Source organism: Lacticaseibacillus pantheris DSM 15945 = JCM 12539 = NBRC 106106 (assembly GCF_001311175.1).
In the GTDB taxonomy this organism is placed as follows: domain Bacteria; phylum Bacillota; class Bacilli; order Lactobacillales; family Lactobacillaceae; genus Lacticaseibacillus; species Lacticaseibacillus pantheris.
The window spans coordinates 1-15,412 of the sequence record NZ_BBAI01000027.1; the positions used below are offsets into that span (position 1 = coordinate 1).

The 15,412-nt window shown below is 53.9% G+C and carries 13 protein-coding genes and 5 pseudogenes; 13 read left to right on the forward strand and 5 right to left on the reverse strand.

The window, feature by feature from the left end; all coding sequences use genetic code 11:
* Positions 1-627: 627 nt before the first annotated feature.
* The 11 genes and pseudogenes from JCM12539_RS08745 (at position 628) to JCM12539_RS08795 (ending at position 9,558) form a co-directional block, all read left to right on the forward strand.
* Positions 628-1,319 (forward strand): annotated as a pseudogene (locus tag JCM12539_RS08745) (2,3-diphosphoglycerate-dependent phosphoglycerate mutase).
* Positions 1,320-1,434: 115 nt separating this feature from the next.
* Positions 1,435-1,680: a hypothetical protein gene (locus tag JCM12539_RS08750; protein WP_054650781.1), complete on the forward strand. Its 246-nt coding sequence runs from the start codon at positions 1,435-1,437 to the stop codon at positions 1,678-1,680.
* 108 nt (positions 1,681-1,788) lie between these two features.
* A pseudogene (locus JCM12539_RS08755) lies at positions 1,789-2,483 on the forward strand (response regulator transcription factor).
* Between the two features lie 12 nt (positions 2,484-2,495).
* Complete coding sequence (locus tag JCM12539_RS08760) at positions 2,496-3,839, forward strand: sensor histidine kinase (RefSeq protein ID WP_082405437.1); 1,344 nt, start codon at positions 2,496-2,498, stop codon at positions 3,837-3,839.
* Positions 3,840-4,213: 374 nt separating this feature from the next.
* Positions 4,214-4,816 carry a hypothetical protein gene (locus JCM12539_RS08765; RefSeq protein WP_054650783.1) on the forward strand — a complete coding sequence of 201 codons (603 nt, stop codon included), beginning with the start codon at positions 4,214-4,216 and terminating at the stop codon, positions 4,814-4,816.
* Positions 4,817-4,855: 39 nt separating this feature from the next.
* A pseudogene (locus tag JCM12539_RS08770) lies at positions 4,856-5,513 on the forward strand (VTT domain-containing protein).
* Positions 5,503-6,162 carry a phosphatase PAP2 family protein gene (locus JCM12539_RS08775; protein WP_056956799.1) on the forward strand — a complete coding sequence of 220 codons (660 nt, stop codon included), beginning with the start codon at positions 5,503-5,505 and terminating at the stop codon, positions 6,160-6,162. Before JCM12539_RS08770 ends, JCM12539_RS08775 begins: the two are co-directional and overlap by 11 nt.
* The gene (locus tag JCM12539_RS08780; protein WP_054650787.1) at positions 6,163-7,104 is read left to right on the forward strand and encodes a glycosyltransferase family 2 protein; all 942 of its coding nucleotides are present in this window, start codon (positions 6,163-6,165) and stop codon (positions 7,102-7,104) included.
* Between the two features lie 44 nt (positions 7,105-7,148).
* On the forward strand, positions 7,149-8,255 hold the full coding sequence (locus tag JCM12539_RS08785) for a glycosyltransferase-like membrane protein (RefSeq protein WP_500778465.1): 1,107 nt from the start codon (positions 7,149-7,151) through the stop codon (positions 8,253-8,255).
* Positions 8,216-9,139 carry a hypothetical protein gene (locus JCM12539_RS08790; protein WP_156302157.1) on the forward strand — a complete coding sequence of 308 codons (924 nt, stop codon included), beginning with the start codon at positions 8,216-8,218 and terminating at the stop codon, positions 9,137-9,139. The genes JCM12539_RS08785 and JCM12539_RS08790 overlap by 40 nt, the downstream gene beginning before the upstream one ends.
* Positions 9,139-9,558, forward strand: a complete 420-nt coding sequence (locus tag JCM12539_RS08795; RefSeq protein WP_054650793.1) for a GtrA family protein — start codon at positions 9,139-9,141, stop codon at positions 9,556-9,558. The genes JCM12539_RS08790 and JCM12539_RS08795 overlap by 1 nt, the downstream gene beginning before the upstream one ends.
* A 65-nt stretch (positions 9,559-9,623) precedes the next feature.
* Here JCM12539_RS08795 and JCM12539_RS08800 read toward each other — a convergent pair whose 3' ends face one another.
* From JCM12539_RS08800 to JCM12539_RS08810, 5 genes and pseudogenes are all read right to left on the reverse strand, one after another.
* Entirely contained in the window at positions 9,624-10,391 is a 768-nt protein-coding gene (locus JCM12539_RS08800; RefSeq protein WP_054650795.1) for a LiaF transmembrane domain-containing protein, read from the reverse strand.
* Entirely contained in the window at positions 10,384-10,668 is a 285-nt protein-coding gene (locus JCM12539_RS15260) for a LytTR family DNA-binding domain-containing protein (RefSeq protein WP_082405441.1), read from the reverse strand. The genes JCM12539_RS08800 and JCM12539_RS15260 overlap by 8 nt, the downstream gene beginning before the upstream one ends.
* Before the next feature lie 1,063 nt (positions 10,669-11,731).
* Positions 11,732-11,920: a hypothetical protein gene (locus JCM12539_RS13250; protein ID WP_156302158.1), complete on the reverse strand. Its 189-nt coding sequence runs from the start codon at positions 11,918-11,920 to the stop codon at positions 11,732-11,734.
* A 44-nt stretch (positions 11,921-11,964) separates the two neighbouring features.
* On the reverse strand, positions 11,965-12,693 hold the full coding sequence (locus JCM12539_RS08805) for a DUF4811 domain-containing protein (protein WP_054650797.1): 729 nt from the start codon (positions 12,691-12,693) through the stop codon (positions 11,965-11,967).
* Positions 12,693-14,173 (reverse strand): annotated as a pseudogene (locus tag JCM12539_RS08810) (MDR family MFS transporter). The gene JCM12539_RS08805 and the pseudogene JCM12539_RS08810 overlap by 1 nt, the downstream one beginning before the upstream one ends.
* A gap of 115 nt (positions 14,174-14,288) precedes the next feature.
* Here JCM12539_RS08810 and JCM12539_RS08815 point away from each other — a divergent pair.
* Together JCM12539_RS08815 and JCM12539_RS08820 are read left to right on the forward strand one after the other, a co-directional pair.
* Entirely contained in the window at positions 14,289-14,735 is a 447-nt protein-coding gene (locus JCM12539_RS08815) for a MerR family transcriptional regulator (RefSeq protein WP_082405438.1), read from the forward strand.
* 47 nt (positions 14,736-14,782) lie between these two features.
* A pseudogene (locus JCM12539_RS08820) lies at positions 14,783-15,399 on the forward strand (uracil-DNA glycosylase family protein).
* Positions 15,400-15,412 lie beyond the last annotated feature (13 nt).

A 15,412-nucleotide genomic window follows, 5' to 3' on the forward strand; every position in this document is an offset into this window, starting at 1 on the left:
ACAGGCGGGCTCAAAGCTCGTCGCGTTCTAACGGCTAAAGCCGTAAGAGCTCTCGGACTGGCTTCGCCATTCCTGCGAGTAGCACGCAGTAAGCGCTAAAGCGCAAACTGCCTGCGTAACCCCGGTAGCGGTCATAACTCCGGGTTCAGTCGCCTCCACCCCACCACCACTTTGCCGGCACCCGCCAGTTCGTGGATGGCGCGGCAATGTTGAGTGGTCGCTAATGTGTTTTGTTTTATCGTGTTAATTGGTGGTTTAGAGGCAGAAATGTCGATTCCAGAAATCCAGTTACTACAGTTGCGTGAGGCCGCGTCGGTCGGATCGGTGTGCGTAGGCGTGTGGGGTCGGAATGGTAACCACTGCCGGGGAACACAGTCAGTTTGCGCTTTAGCCGTTAGAACGCGACGAATTTCGAGACTGACCGGTGGTTTTCCGGGCAGGCTTGAAATCGCGGCGGAAACACGCCTGTACTTGGCGGGTTGGAGCCTTCGCCCTAGCAGTGGATTACCATGGAGCACTCCACGTAAGCCGCCGGAACTTCTGGAACCGCAACGGGAGTTAGTGTAGAATGAAAGGGTAAATGCCAAGCAAGGTTTGGTAACTAAAAAAAGTGAGGTAATTGTTAACATGGCAAAATTGGTTCTGATTCGTCATGGTCAATCCGAATGGAACTTGTCCAACCAGTTTACTGCTGGCACGACGTTGACCTGTCCGAAAAGGGTGTTGAAGAAGCTAAAGCAGCTGGTAAGAAGCTGAAGGAAGCTGGCATCCTGTTTGACCAGGCTTACACTTCCGTTTTGACTCGTGCAATCAAGACGTTGCACTACGCTCTGGAAGAAGCTGACCAGCTGTGGATTCCAGAAACGAAGACTTGGCGTTTGAACGAACGTCACTACGGTGCTCTGCAGGGCCTGAACAAGGAAGAAACTGCCGAGAAGTATGGTGCCGAACAGGTACACATTTGGCGCCGTTCATACGACGTTCTGCCACCACTCTTGGACGCCGATGACCCAGAGTCTGCTGCACAGGACCGTCGTTACGCTGACCTGGACCCACGTATCGTCCCAGGTGGCGAAAACTTGAAGGTTACTCTGGAACGCGTTATCCCATTCTGGGAAGACCACATTGCTCCAGACCTGCTTGATGGCAAGAACGTAATCATCGCTGCGCACGGTAACTCCCTGCGTGCTCTGACTAAGTACATCGAAAACATCTCCGACGCTGACATCATGGACGTCGAAATGGCTACTGGCGAACCAGTTGTCTACGACTTTGATGACAAGCTGAAGGTTACTAACAAGGAAAAGCTGGGCAAGTAATTACCCGCTGACCTAACGGCACTCCACTTTCGGGGGAGTGCTTTTTATATGGCCCCATTGTGGCGGCCATTAAACATATGTGTGTAAGTATTAGAATGATTGGGGAAAGTAATTTATGAGCAACACGGACAGTGCAGTTACACAGATTGAAATGATTCGCATCATCAAGCAGTTTCGGCAGCAGGGATTTCAGGGTAAGTATGGTGCGATGCAAAGGGTTGCGGGCAGTGACCACGAATACTTTGTTGCGCTGACTGACGCGCAGACCGAGATGGCGGGGTTGTTTCGGATTAGCCTCATTACTAACCAAATTGATTTTCAGTACATGCTGGATGAAGATCACGTCTTTGCCGCGGAATAGGCGTTAAATATTCGTTGCTATTGATGGCTCACTAGTGGTAGTGGGTCTTTTTTTTGTGCCAAAATAAAGTCAATTAGTGACCGTAAATGCAGAAGGGTGGGGGAACCGATGACGACAATTTTGTTAGTTGAAGACGAGGCGGCACTGGCTGACTCGTTGCGGACTGAATTCGAATTGGAAGGCATGCAAGTATTGTGGGCGGCTGATGGTGAGGCCGCCCTCAGCGCCTTTCGCAAGCAGTCCGGCCAAATTGACCTCATTATTTTGGATTGGATGTTACCAAAGTTGGATGGTTTCACGGTGCTGCGGCGGATCCGTAAAGACAGCCAGGTACCGTGATCATGTTGACCGCTCGGGACTACGTCGGTGACAAAGTTGCGGGGTTAACCGGTGGGGCCGATGATTACATGACCAAGCCATTCGAGATGGAAGAGCTGGCCGCGCGCGTGGAAGTAGCGTTGCGCCACAGTCAACCGGAGTTCCAGAAGAATGGTACCCTGCGTATTGCTAATTTGGCCGTGGACACTACCGCGAAGCGAGTGACGCGGGCCGGACAAATTATCCCCTTGACCCAGCGGGAATACGAGCTGCTGGTCGAGTTAAGCAAACACCAAAATGAATCGTGTAGTCGAGATGAGCTACTCAATGCGGTCTGGGGACAGGACTTTGACGGTCAGCCTAACATCCTGGACGTTTATGTACGGAATTTACGGCATAAAATCGATACACCCGACCAGCAGAAACTGATTCACACGGTGCGGGGCACTGGTTACATGCTGTCGGATCAGGTGGCCACGGTTTAGCGGGGATTTAACATGAAAGTAAAGGATCAGACTAGCGGCGGCATCATGCTCCGCAACGTAATGGGACTGGTAACGACTATCACGATTGGTCTGGGCGTCTTAATCGTGATTGCCGTTAGCAACCAATTATTAACACAAGTCCGGGTCAATACGACGCATATCGTGCAGAGCCTCAAGAAGACCGTGATTGACGGGGATGACGACTGGGAAAACTGGCGGCGTAACAGTACCTTGGACACCAGTTCAAGTCGGGTTTTGGTGCACAATATGCGCAAAGATGCCAGGCGGCGGAATTACTATTCGCCGTACACGCGCACGTTGTTACGCAAGACGCCAGTCCGCGTGCCCTTCATCAAGGATCTGTATTACCGTGACGGTAAAGGACTGTTCTATCACCAAACGGGGCACGCCGCTGGCATTCGCTACGACGTCTGGCAGCGAATGGATAGTGAAGTGGAGGTGCTGGAACGGGTCGTCGAAGTCACTGTCGTCCTACTGATGTTGACCATGTTGCTGAGCCCGTTCTTCATTCGCCGCCTGACGCACCGCCTAACGGATCCGCTGACGCAGTTATCAGAGGCGTCGCGGTCGACCAGCAAAACGACTAATGATGATACGGTCGCGCAATTGCCGGTACCCAGTCAGCCGACTGAAGTGACCAATTTGGCACAGGACTTCAACGGATTACTTACGCAATTGCACGAACGGCAGGAACAACAAAAATTGTTTATCATGAATGCGGCGCACGAGCTACGGACACCGATTGCGACGATTCGGAGCCACGCTCAGTTGATTGAGCGTCATGGTGAGGCGCATCCAGAAATTGTGGCTAAGTCAGTGGACTACATTACGGCGGAGTCACGGCAAATGCAGCAGTTAATCGATGAGTTATTAACTTTGTCCCGCGCTGATCAGGTGACGCTCGCGTTGACCAAGATTGACCTCAGCGCCGCGGTGGAGCAGGCCGTGAACAAGTTGACTCCGGAAGTATTGGCGTCGGTGCACACCGATATTCAGCCGCACTTATCGATAGACGGTAACCTGGTGGCGATTGAGCATGTAGTCCATAACCTGGTGGGTAACGCAGCCAAGTATGGACCTGCCAAGGGCCCAATTACGGTAACTTTGATCCAACGCGATGCGCTAGCGGAGTTAAGCGTCACGGATGTGGGTCCGGGAATTGCCGATGATGACAAAGCGCATGTTTTCGAACGGTTTTACCGGGCCGACGATGTGCGTGGGACCGTAGCGGGGACCGGTTTGGGCCTGCCAATTGTGCAGCAACTGGTGCAAAAAAAATGGGTGGGCAAGTCCGCGTGTTGGATCACGAACCGTATGGGGCAAAGATACTGGTGACGCTGCCACTGCTATCCGCGACGGCGGTTAATGAATCCTAACGACGCGTGTTTGTTCGGTTAGTTTTTCAGTTTGATAATAAATGGTGGGATCTGCCTTGTTATGGCAGGTCCCTTTTTTGAGTCCGGGTTCTGAGGGGAATGCGTGTTTTTAGGCTCAGTTGCGTGGTTAGCACCGGCTATTAATTATTTTTTTCAACGACCAGTAAGGAAAATCTGAGAAAAACTCAGGCTGCATGTGCGTGACGTAGTGCAAGCGTGAATCATTCTGAATTTTCATCAGAATTAGTTTATTTTTCGTGGGTGGGCCGCTCGAAGATGGGGCGGTAAGCTGCTCTTTGTTGGCAGCCAGCGAGCATTGAAGGCGGTGACTAGATGCGTATCAATGGAGCAGTCCGGTTTCGTCAGGGAACCGGTAGCACGATCAAAACGGCGCTAATGACGTTTGCCGGTATTGTCGGCACCATCACCTTGGGGGCGACAATGTCGCTGCCCGTGATGTTTCTAATCACTTTGGTGACGCTGGTGGGTCTGCCAGCAACGAACCATCACCGGACCGGTGCAATAGATTCAATTCGTACCAGCACCCTAGCTATTGCGGTCACAATTACCTTTAACATGTTGACCACAGCCGAAGTGGATAGCGCGGTGCTACTGATTGTGGCGGTAGGACTCTTGGCGGTGGCTAAACGTTATCAAGTGCGCACGTTGAGCGTAATTGCCTTCCAGTTGTTGTTAGCCTGGCTCGGTTACTCTGGCGAATGGGGAACACTCATCGGTACGGTATTAGTGGGGACCAGCCTGGTCTATGCACACCAACACGATGAGGCCGGACAGCTGCTGGGTGCAACTGGGCTTGCCATTATCCTTGCGCAGTGGATATTGCCATACTTGGCCAACGTAAACGTTGTATTGGCCTTTGCACTCTACTGCGTTTATCTTGGTGGCCTGCTGCTCGGTACACGTGGGCTTCAGTAGATCACCCGCACAAACTTAATTATGAATGGAGAAAAGTATATGTCCGTAATCCTGTTAACTTCACTGATTCCGAATATCAGTCAATTGGTGCCACAGTTAATAACTCAGTATGGCAACCTCATCTACGTGGGCCTGTTTATCGTGATCTTGATTGAAACCGGTGTGGTGGTGCTACCTTTTTTGCCGGGTGACTCACTGTTATTTCTGTGTGGTTCTTTGGCCGCGGTGGGGCAACACTCATTGAACGTTTGGCTCCTGTTCGGCTTGCTATCAGTTGCCGCTGCGGTCGGCGACGCGATGAACTTTGAAATCGGTCAACATTTCGGTCAGTACTTAGCGAATAGTGAACGTTGGCGGCGGCTCATTAAGCCAAAGTATTTGCAGCAATCGGCAACGTTCTTTGACCGGCACGGTAAGGGGGCCATTTTCCTGGGCCGGTTTGTGCCGATTGTCCGGACCTTTATCCCCTTTACTGCTGGTATTAGTCATATGCACTACCGTGACTTTGCCGTTTACAACATTTTAGGTGCGGTCAGCTGGGTAGGCAGCGCCGTTGGGGCGGGTTATTTTTTTCGGTAACATTCCCCTCATTAAGGCCCACTTCGAACTCATTATGTTGGCGATTGTGGCCATCTCACTCATACCGGTAATCATAGTCGGGTTACGTTCACGGAAAGGACAGACAGATGCGGAATAAGGTTGATTATTGTGGAGCCGCAGTTTTGTGGCTGATGTTTATTGGGTTGGCCGTTAGCGTCATTCACCATGCTAGTTGGGTCGGGGCCATCGATACGATGATGGCCCAGGCGATGGGGGCACCATCTGCTAACAACATTACGCTGTTTAACGTCATCGCGTTTTTAGGTAGTCCGATGGTCAGCCTGTCGTTAACCTTTGTGCTTTGTGTGTACCTGTGGTTCCGCCGGGGACCGGCATTGAGTCTGTGGGCTGCTGGTATGCAGTATGGTGGGTCGGCCTTGGTTGAGGTTGTTAAACAAATCGTGGCCCGGCACCGCCCTGTCCACGAGTTGCTGCCAGACACTGGTTACAGCTTTCCCAGCGGGCACGTCTTTTGTACCACCATCCTCGTGCTAACGCTGCTCATGGTTTTCCTGCCCGGCATAAAGGATCAGGAGGTAGGGCTGGTGGCCGTACTGATGGGCGTGGTTTGGGTTGGCTTGGTGGCGACATCTCGCCTGTACCTTGCACAACATTTTGCGACGGACTTGGCGGGCAGCGTGTTGATTGCGGGTGCCCTGTGGCTTACGCTACGGCCGGCGCGGACCCCAGTGATGGCGTTCGTGGACGACCATTTACCGGCAAGATTGCAAAGGAGTGCACATTAAATGGAAAAATTAACCATTGTGATTCCCGCATACAACGAGGAAGAAGTACTCGCGAGCTCGGTGGCAAGCCTACTCACAATTGAAGACCAGGTGGTTGCGGCGTACACCCTCGCGACTGACTCGGATATTTTAATTGTCGACGATGGTTCTAGTGACAAAACTTGGTCGCTAATTGATCAACTACACCGTCAGAATTCCCGGGTGCGGGGATTACGTTTCTCCCGCAACTTTGGGCACCAGCAGGCCTTAATTGCCGGGTTGACGGAGGCGGTTAAGACCGCTGACCTCATGGTGACCATTGATGCCGATTTGCAGGACGACCCCGACAAAATTATGGCGATGGTCGAACAGTACGCGAACGGAATAGACATTGTTTACGGCGTACGTAATAATCGGGATACGGATACGTGGTTTAAGCGCACCACTGCGGGGGCCTTTTACGGCCTGCTCAAGCATCTGGGCGTGGATTTAATTCCCAACCACGCGGACTTTCGGTTGATGTCGCGCCGTTCCGTGGAGACGTTCCTGTCCTACCACGAACGCAACATCTTTATTCGGGGGCTGGTGCCTAAACTGGGCTACCCGAGTGCGTCGGTATACTACAAACGTACGCCTCGGATGGCGGGCGAGTCTAAGTATCCGCTCAAAAAGATGCTGGCGTTCGCGTGGGACGGCATCACGTCGTTAACGATTGCGCCGGTCCGGCTCATTCTAATTTTAGGCGTGTTGGCGACCATGCTGGCTGTCATTATGCTAATTTACACGGTGTCGGTCAAGGTGTTGGGCCTTGCAGAGCATGGCTGGTCGTCATTGATGGTCTCGGTGTGGTTCCTTGGTGGCCTACAGATGATCAGCTTGGGCGTAATTGGTGAGTACATTGGCAAAGTGACTACGGAAGTACGCCACCGTCCGCGGTATACGATTCAAAACAAACTTCAGTAGCAATTACCTGTGATCAGTAACTTGGAGGTGCTGGCGTGGGACAGATGATCCGCACACGTTTTTTACCATTAATTCTAGCGGGTTGCCTAGCTGTCGGCGTGGTGGCCAACCTGGTGAGCGTGCAGGCCCCATTGATTGGTGTACTCATTGCCGTTATGAGCGTGCTCGTATGGGCGGTTATCCGCCTAGTGCGTCCGTTCATTGAACGACTGACTCCGCGCAAAGTGAGTGTTTTAATTGGCGCGGCGTTAGTGGTCACGGTGGTCATTCAATGTCTGGTACTGATTTACATGCCGGTGACCGTTTACCACGATCCATACCGAGTGCTGTCACAGGCGGACCAAATGGCGGCGGGACACTATACCTGGAACATTACGTATTTTTGGCGGTACCCCAACAACGTACCGCTGGCCTGGATGTTATCCTGGGCCATTCGGTGCGGGTGGTTGGTGGGTTTAACCACCAACGGCGTTCTCCACGTGCTGAGCCTCCTATTCCTAGACGGATTGATCGTCTTAACGCTCCGTACGGTTCGCCAAGTTCATGCCCGGAATACCGCTGTTGTGGGGCTGTTAGCACTATTCACGTTGACCCCCTTTGCCTACACGTACTTTTTACAGGTGTTTTACTCCGATTTGCCGGCCTTACTGTGCCTAGTCGTCATAGTCCGGACATTCTTGTTTTGGCCAAAGTGGACGCTGCGACACAGGCTAATTAATGGTGTGCTGCTATTGTTGGTGACCTTGTTCGGCCAAATCACACGTCCTAATCTAATCATTATCATTCCCGCTCTAGTGGTTGTGGCCCTGGTCGTGGGCGTTAGTCGTTGGCGGGGACATCACCTAATGTGGCCTAGCTTGATGGTCGCGGCGGGCATTGCCCTTAGTTTTCCGGCTACGGCAGGTATTCAACGACTCAGTAATTTTCAGAACAATAATACGTACGCGTTGCCCACAACGTCGTGGGTGATGATGGGGCTTAATCCTGGTAGTCGGGGTAAGTATAGCGGTCACGATGTAGGTCGTGAGATTAACCTGCCTAGTAAAGCGGCGCGGCAGCGGTACGCTTTAAAAACTATCCAGCAACGTATTACTAGGCTAGGCCCAATTGGTTGGTCAAGCATTGGTTCGTTAAGATGGGCATTTTGCTGAACGGTCAAGACATTCAGGATTGGTACAACGGTGGCTACCGGGCCGCTCCGGGGTGGTACTTGCGCCATGCTGGTACGATCCGCGTGGTGCTAGCGACCGTGAACGCTGTGGCCTTGATTGAGCTGTTCGTGGCGTTGATTGGCCGGTTAATTGACTGGCGCCCCGACTTCGGTCAGGGTAGGACTAGTGTCGCCCTGTTGGCCGTTGTGATTGCGTTGGGGTATTTGGCCTTCCATACCCTGGTGTGGGAAACCGAGACTCGCTATGGCGCCGTTATTTGGCCCATGCTTTGGCTGCTGCTGGCCTTGGTCCCCGCAAAGCAGCGTGAGGTCGTAACTACGCACACCGTATCATGGTGGATGCCGACGGTGTTGGCCCTAGCCGGCGTGGGCGGTCTGGCGGGTGGCTCGGCCTTGGTCGCGCACAGGTACCCTGAGAACCTCATAGTGGCCGCGCAACGCTCGCAACTGTCGACGCAGTACAACGCGCGTCCGGCAGTTGTCCGTTCAGGATCCGTATTGGTTGAAGACGTCGACCTTCATGATTGGGCCAACTACTTTTCCGTACAGGCGCACCTGGGCGCGCACGTCAGCGTCACCATCAGCAAGGTTGGCACCGGGGAAACGTACCATTTCTACCGCGCCGGACAAGTATACCGGCTACGGCGTCACCTTAGCGCGGGACGTTACCAGATACAGGTAGTGAATAACCAACCAACACCACAGTCTGTGGACATCATCAGGACGTACGGCTACCGTATGGCGCAATATCCGTTGATTATGGACGGCCGTCAGTATGATAGTCGCTCGCTGATTTTTACCAGTATGCAAAAACACGTGGCGTTGAAAAAGGCCACGGTGATTAGCCCAAAGGGGGCAAAGTGATGAATTATGCATTACGTTTATACTCAAAATACGGTATGGCCCTGCGCTACTTAGTTGTGGGCGGGCTCACCACCCTGATTAACCTGGTGGTGTACTTTGTCCTCACTATGTGGTTCGGCTGGTCGTGGTTTGCCGCCAATTTAGTGGCGTGGTTTCTGAGCGTCGCCTTTGCTTACGTCACGAACAAAGTCGCGGTGTTCGGCTCGCAGTTTAATAGCCTTGGCCGAGCGCTGTGGGAGGCCGTGCTGTTTTTCGGGTTGCGTGGAGCCTCGCTCTTGGCGGATACGGCCATCCTTTACGTGGGGTTGAACCTGCTCCACGGCGGTCCGGTACTGGTGAAAATCGTGGATCAGGTCATTGTGATTGTATTGAACTACGTATTCAGTAAGGCCATCTTTGTACATGCGGACCACGACTAGGTTGGTGGGACCGTAGCAAAAGGCGCTAACCTCAACCTGCGAAGTTAGCGCCTTTTGCGTGCAGACTAAATATAGTTGACGGTCACTTCACCCATTTTGATACCGCCGTTAATGTACACACGCGGGGTGTCCCTGTGGTCCCTGTGGCCGACCTCCGTTACTTCGCCCATCATCGGCTGGATATCCAGGATGGTGTTCCAGGTGCGGGGGATGTACAGCGAGATTTGGCTGGCGGTCCCGCTGACCGTGATGGTCGCGCTGTCGCCGAGGATGGTGGCGTCGTCGAAGTACACTTTGATTTCACCCAGGGAGGCGCTGATGTCGGCTGACTGGAAATCAGGCGACTGGACGTACCGGACGGCGCTGCCGAGGCTGACGGCAAAGTTGACGTGGCTTTCGTCGTCGGTCCCGGTGCTCGTACTGTAGTGGGCGCGAACGTGGTCTTGATGTGTGCCGCCATGAACTTCGATGTGCTCGCTAACGTGTTGGCTGGCCCAGCGCTTCCAGCGGCGCTTTTGGAACGGCCGGAAAATCAGGGAGAGGCCGATAGTGAGCAGTAATGCGATGGCCAGGATTGTCCACGGCGTTAGGGCGCTGATGCCGAGCGGTTTTGCGTAGAGCATCCCCAGGAAGGCCAGGCCAAAGATGGTGCCGCCGATACTGAGGTTGATCAGGTTGGCGATGGTGGCGCCAACCAGGATGATGGTGAGAAGGATGGTCCAGAAGCCGAGGTGGACGGGTAGCCACCCCAGTTGCGAGGCGCCGAGCGTGCCAGCGCAAGCAATGAGGAAGATGCCCCAGAACCATGGTTGCCAGTAATTGTGTTTATTCATGAGATGACCTCGTTTCGTTTAGTCGGTCCTGCAGCTGCCGGTAGTAACGGCGGGACGCGTATACCTGTTTGTGTGAGCGACGGAAGCTAATCCAGCAGTTGGCCAGTGACCGGTTGACGGCGCTAACCTGGTAGAGATTGATGATGGTAGATTTAGCGACGCGGGCAAAGTAGCCGGGGAGACTGTCCTCCAGCGCGTATAACCGCTCCTTTGATTGGTAAATTTGGTCGGCGGTATGTACTTGGACGGTGCGTTCTTCGGTTTGGACAAAGATGATGTCGCTGGATCAAGGAAGAACTCTTGCTATCGCGGTACGCCGTGATGGTGTGCGCTGCCAGCAATTGTTGGAGGCGTTGGGTTTCGGCGGAGGGGGCGGCGGCGCGGATGACCACTTCAGGTTCATCGAGCTGGTCGTCCTGTTCAAAACGCACATGCATTGGCGTCGCCTCCTTTTCTCTTCGTCGTTGCCATTATTACACCATTTTTGTCCGTGCTCGTACACACTTTTCGCCTAACCGGTCACTTTTTGTGCATGAGCGGTTGCTACGGGGATGGGGTGGCCGCGTCGGTCGGACCGGTGAGCTGCGGCTTTCGTGGGGTACTCCGTGGTAAGCCACTGCTAGGGCGAAACCTCCAACTCACCAAGCCCGGGTGAGTTTCCGGTGCGATTCCAAGCCCGTCCGGAAACCCATCGGCCGGTCTTGGAACTCGTCGCGCAGTACGTCGCCTGCGGCTCCTACTGCGTTACACCCCGGCAGTGGTTACCACTCCGACCCCACACGCCTCCGCTCCCCGGTCCGACCGACGCGGCCGCACGATACTGCGGAGGTCACGTCTTCCGGCATGACGCCTCCACTCCAAATCTCGCCCGCGGTTCTCGACACTTCGTGGTGGTGATTGTCATTGCGTACTTCCACGCCTCCGCTCCCTGGTCCGACCCACGCCGTCTCCCGCTACCGTGGCTGCCACGCCTCTTAACGCGGTGATTACGTCGCAAAGGCCAAACGTGGGCCTGGTGTTTGGCAATTTGTAATCTGCTCACCTAACATTTAGTGCTCATTACGTATAGTTCTAGAACTAGAAATAGTAGGATGTGGCACGTGTCGAAAAAGTCAGCGACTTAACGGGGTAAAGCACTGACACATACATTCGTGTCCATGCGATATTGGCTTGTCATCTACGAAGTGACGGGTGCCAGCAAAGTGGTGGTGGGGTGGAGGCGACTGAACCGGAGTTATGACCGCTACCGGGGTTACGCAGGCAGTTTGCGCTTTAGCGCTTACTGCGTGCTACTCGCAGGAATGGTGGAGCCAGTTCGAGAGCTCTTACGGCTTTAGCCGTTAGAACGCGACGAGCTTTGAGACTGACTGCCCGTACTTGGCAGGCAGGCTCCAAGTCGCACCGGAAACTCGCGTACTTTGCGAGTTGGAGGTTTCGCCCCAGAAACGGTCATGACGGAGCGGTTCACAAAGCCGCAACCCCACCACCGCTTTGCCTGCACCCGCCCACCACCACCACCCGTAGAGCATAAAACCCCCGCAGCCACGAAGGCTACGGGGGTTATGATGGAGAACTATTTTTGGACGGCTTTGACGGCTTTGTCAATCGCGGCCTGCTGGTACTTGGCTGCGAGCTGCTTAGCCAATGCCTGTTCTTGGGCAGTGGTCATGCCTGGGTTCTTAGCCTTTGCGGCAGCGACCTGTTGCTGGATGGCCATCTGCAGTTGGGCCTTCTGGGCGGCAGACTGCTTCTGCGCCGCCTTCATGTTCTTGCTCAGCTGCTTAGCCTGACTAGTGGTCAGACTGTACCACGTAGACGGGATCTTGAACGTGTTGGTCTGCTTAATCAGGTGGTGGTTGTTCAACCCGTTAAACATCAACTTCGTAAAGTTGCTCTTGTATACCCACTCACGCTTAGTGGTCTGCATCTGCGCCACATCGGTCTTGCTAGTCACTACCCGGTTGTGAATCCGGTAGTCAGCCTTGGTGTGTTGCGCCTTAGCCTTGCTACTATCACTAATTTTGTAGATGTAAACGTTGTGGTCACCGTTCGTCCCCACATCTTGGTGGAGTAGCAGCGGTAACGCCTTGCTCGGTGAGGCCGAGTAGACCACCTGGCTGGTAGTAGTCGTTACTTGCTTCATGCCCAGGTGGTTTTGGTCGTTATCATAGATGGCCCAGATTGAGCCGAGCATGACGATACCCGTAACGGCAACAAAGAGCGTGCGGTACCAGGAGTTTTTCATTGTGACAAAGGAGATGAAGAGCAAGATGGTGCTAATGACTAATATCCAGAGAATCATTATGCTGCCTCCTTTGCTGCTTTGTTTGGCTTAACTTCGGTGGAATTCATCTTGGTGTTCAGGAAGAACGCCAGGATCCAGCCGAGTGCGCTGAAGCCCACGGCAATCCAGAATGCGGCGTGATAGCCGTCCAGCGTGGCGTTAAAGAAGCTGTTCTTGTAAGCCAGCGGGTCGGCTTTGAGTAGCGCATGTGCCGGACTGTGCTGGTTCGTCACGTTCGTCAGCACGGAGACCATGATGGCCGTCGTGATCGAACTGGCGATTTGCCGCAGCGTGTTGTTGACGGCGGTCCCGTGCCCAACCAGGTCCTGGCTGAGCGCGTTCATCCCGTTGGTGGTCAGCGGCATCATCGTCATCGAAATCCCAAACATCCGGACTGCGTACAGCACCGTGATGTAGATGGATGGCGTGGTGGCAGTCACGAACGCGTACGGAATGGTTGCGACCGCGAGCGTGAACAGACCCATCTGGCGAGTCGCTTGGCACCGATGCGGTCAAAGATGGTCCCGGTAATCGGGCTCATGACGGCCATCATCAGGGCACCAGGTAGCAACGTCAAACCTGATTCCAGCGCGGACTTACCGTGGATAATCTGTAGGTACAACGGGATAACCATTTCGGCACCCACCATGGCCATGTTGGCGATGGACGCCAATACGGTTGACAGCGTGAAAATACGGGACTTGAATACCCGGAGCTCCAGGAATGGTGTGTCCATGTGGAGTTGACGGTAGGCAAATAGGGCGATTACTACGACACCAAGGATGATGGTGCCATAAACCACTGGTGAGCCCCAACCTTTGTCCCCAACTTCGGAGAACCCGTACAGCAAGGCACCAAACCCAATGGTGGATTCAATCAGCGAGAGAATGTCCAGACGTGGGTTATGTTGTGGCAGTACGTCACGCATGAAGAATACGGCGGAGACAATGACCAGGATGGTGACTGGAATCAGCATCCCAAAGAGGGTCCGCCAGCCGAAGTTATCAATGACAAATCCGGACAGGGTTGGTCCAATCGCTGGTGCCACCCCGATGGCGATGCCGGCCACACCCATGGCCGCACCACGTTTTTCTGGTGGGAAGATGGTCAGCATAATGTTCTGCAGTAATGGCATCGTGATACCAACACCAACGGCCTGAATTAAACGGCCAGCCAATAGGAAGGCAAAGCTGGGTGCGGTGAACGCCACCACCGTCCCGAGCAAGAACGTGCTCATGGCGATGAGGTACAGGCGCCTAGTAGGTACCTTAGAGGTCAGGTAGGCGGTCACGGGAATCATGATTCCGTTGACCATCATGAACCCCGTGGTCAACCACTGCACGGTGGCGGTGGAGATGTCGAAGGCCTTCATCAAAGTCGGGAAGGCCGTACTGAGAATGGTTTGGTTCAAAACGGTAGTAAAAACGCCGACAATTAGCGTCGCTACCAATAGGGTCACATTAATTTTGCGCCCGTTGTTATCAGTAATATTGTTCATTACGGTTGCCCAGCTTTTAATTTATTTTGCGACACGTTTATCGCATTGTGTTACAATTACGATATCAAATGTTACAACTAGATTTTCAGAAAGTCAATGAACGGGGTCCAAATAAATGGAGCACATGGAAAAATTTGTGAGCAAGATGCGGTCCTTTGATTTTTCAATGGGTATTGGGGAAACGTGTCGGGTGAGCGGCGTAACACCGGCGCAAATTCGCTATTGGGAGAAGAAAGGCTACATTCGGTCGATTCGTCATGGTGACGGGCAAAATAAACGGTATCCGTACGGCAGCGTTGCCGCAATTGTCTACATTAAAACCAAGATGGACGAGGGGTACACGTTGGCCCACGCTGCGGCCGAGGCCCAGCGTCACTTTGATGATATGCACGTCCTGAAACGGATGCTGTATCAGGGCGGACTCACCGTGGAGCAGCATGATGACTTTGCACTCGTTATGCTGGGTCAACTGAGTGATGAACCTCAATTTGACGTGGTCGCGCGGGTGGACGACGACGCAGTGACGCTTAGTAAACGGGCCCACCAGGAAGGGACACTGTAATGCGACCAGCAATTATATGGAATAAACAGTTGCAGTGGCGTGTTACCATGCGCGCCAGTAAGCGTCCCGCTGCGCCAATTACGGACACGCAGGCGGGCATCCGTGCGGCCATTACGGCGGACCCGCAGAATGCCGCGTACACCGCGGCGGGTGTTGAGCCACTGTACGTTGCGGATCCGCGAGCACGAATTTTGCTCATTGGGCAGGCACCGGGTCAGCGGGCGCAGGACGCACGGTTGTTTTTTTTAACGATCCCAGTGGCGACCGGTTGCGGGAATGGATGGACGTCACGCGCGACCAGTTTTACGACCCACGCAATTTTGCCGTGCTACCGCTAGACTTCTACTTTCCCGGTAAGGGCAAAGGTGGCGACCTCCCGCCACGCAAAGGGTTCGCGGACAAGTGGCTGCCCCAACTGATCGACCAGATGCCGCAGGTTAAGCTGACGGTGCTGATTGGCAGTTACGCTCAGCGGTGGTATTTGGGTCAGCGGGCGCAAAAGACGCTCACCGCGACCGTTGAGCATTACGCGGATTACTTGCCAGACGCGCTTCCCATTGTGCACCCATCCCCACGCAACCAGGCGTGGGTTAAGCAACACCCGTGGTTTAAGGACCAAGTAGTGCCGGAATTGCGGACCCGTGTGCACGGCCTGATTGACTAACGCAGTCTTAATC

Excerpts from the sequence above, each read along its gene's own strand:
- JCM12539_RS08815 (WP_082405438.1), top strand. The coding sequence starts at position 14,289 with ATGGAGCACATGGAAAAATTTGTGAGCAAGATGCGGTCCTTTGATTTT.
- JCM12539_RS08780 (WP_054650787.1), top strand. The coding sequence starts at position 6,163 with ATGGAAAAATTAACCATTGTGATTCCCGCATACAACGAGGAAGAAGTA.
- JCM12539_RS08775 (WP_056956799.1), top strand. The coding sequence starts at position 5,503 with ATGCGGAATAAGGTTGATTATTGTGGAGCCGCAGTTTTGTGGCTGATG.
- JCM12539_RS08795 (WP_054650793.1), top strand. The coding sequence starts at position 9,139 with ATGAATTATGCATTACGTTTATACTCAAAATACGGTATGGCCCTGCGC.
- JCM12539_RS13250 (WP_156302158.1), bottom strand. The coding sequence starts at position 11,920 with ATGCTCTACGGGTGGTGGTGGTGGGCGGGTGCAGGCAAAGCGGTGGTG.
- JCM12539_RS08750 (WP_054650781.1), top strand. The coding sequence starts at position 1,435 with ATGAGCAACACGGACAGTGCAGTTACACAGATTGAAATGATTCGCATC.
- JCM12539_RS08785 (WP_500778465.1), top strand. The coding sequence starts at position 7,149 with ATGATCCGCACACGTTTTTTACCATTAATTCTAGCGGGTTGCCTAGCT.
- JCM12539_RS08800 (WP_054650795.1), bottom strand. The coding sequence starts at position 10,391 with ATGAATAAACACAATTACTGGCAACCATGGTTCTGGGGCATCTTCCTC.
- JCM12539_RS08765 (WP_054650783.1), top strand. The coding sequence starts at position 4,214 with ATGCGTATCAATGGAGCAGTCCGGTTTCGTCAGGGAACCGGTAGCACG.
- JCM12539_RS08805 (WP_054650797.1), bottom strand. The coding sequence starts at position 12,693 with ATGATTCTCTGGATATTAGTCATTAGCACCATCTTGCTCTTCATCTCC.
- JCM12539_RS08760 (WP_082405437.1), top strand. The coding sequence starts at position 2,496 with ATGAAAGTAAAGGATCAGACTAGCGGCGGCATCATGCTCCGCAACGTA.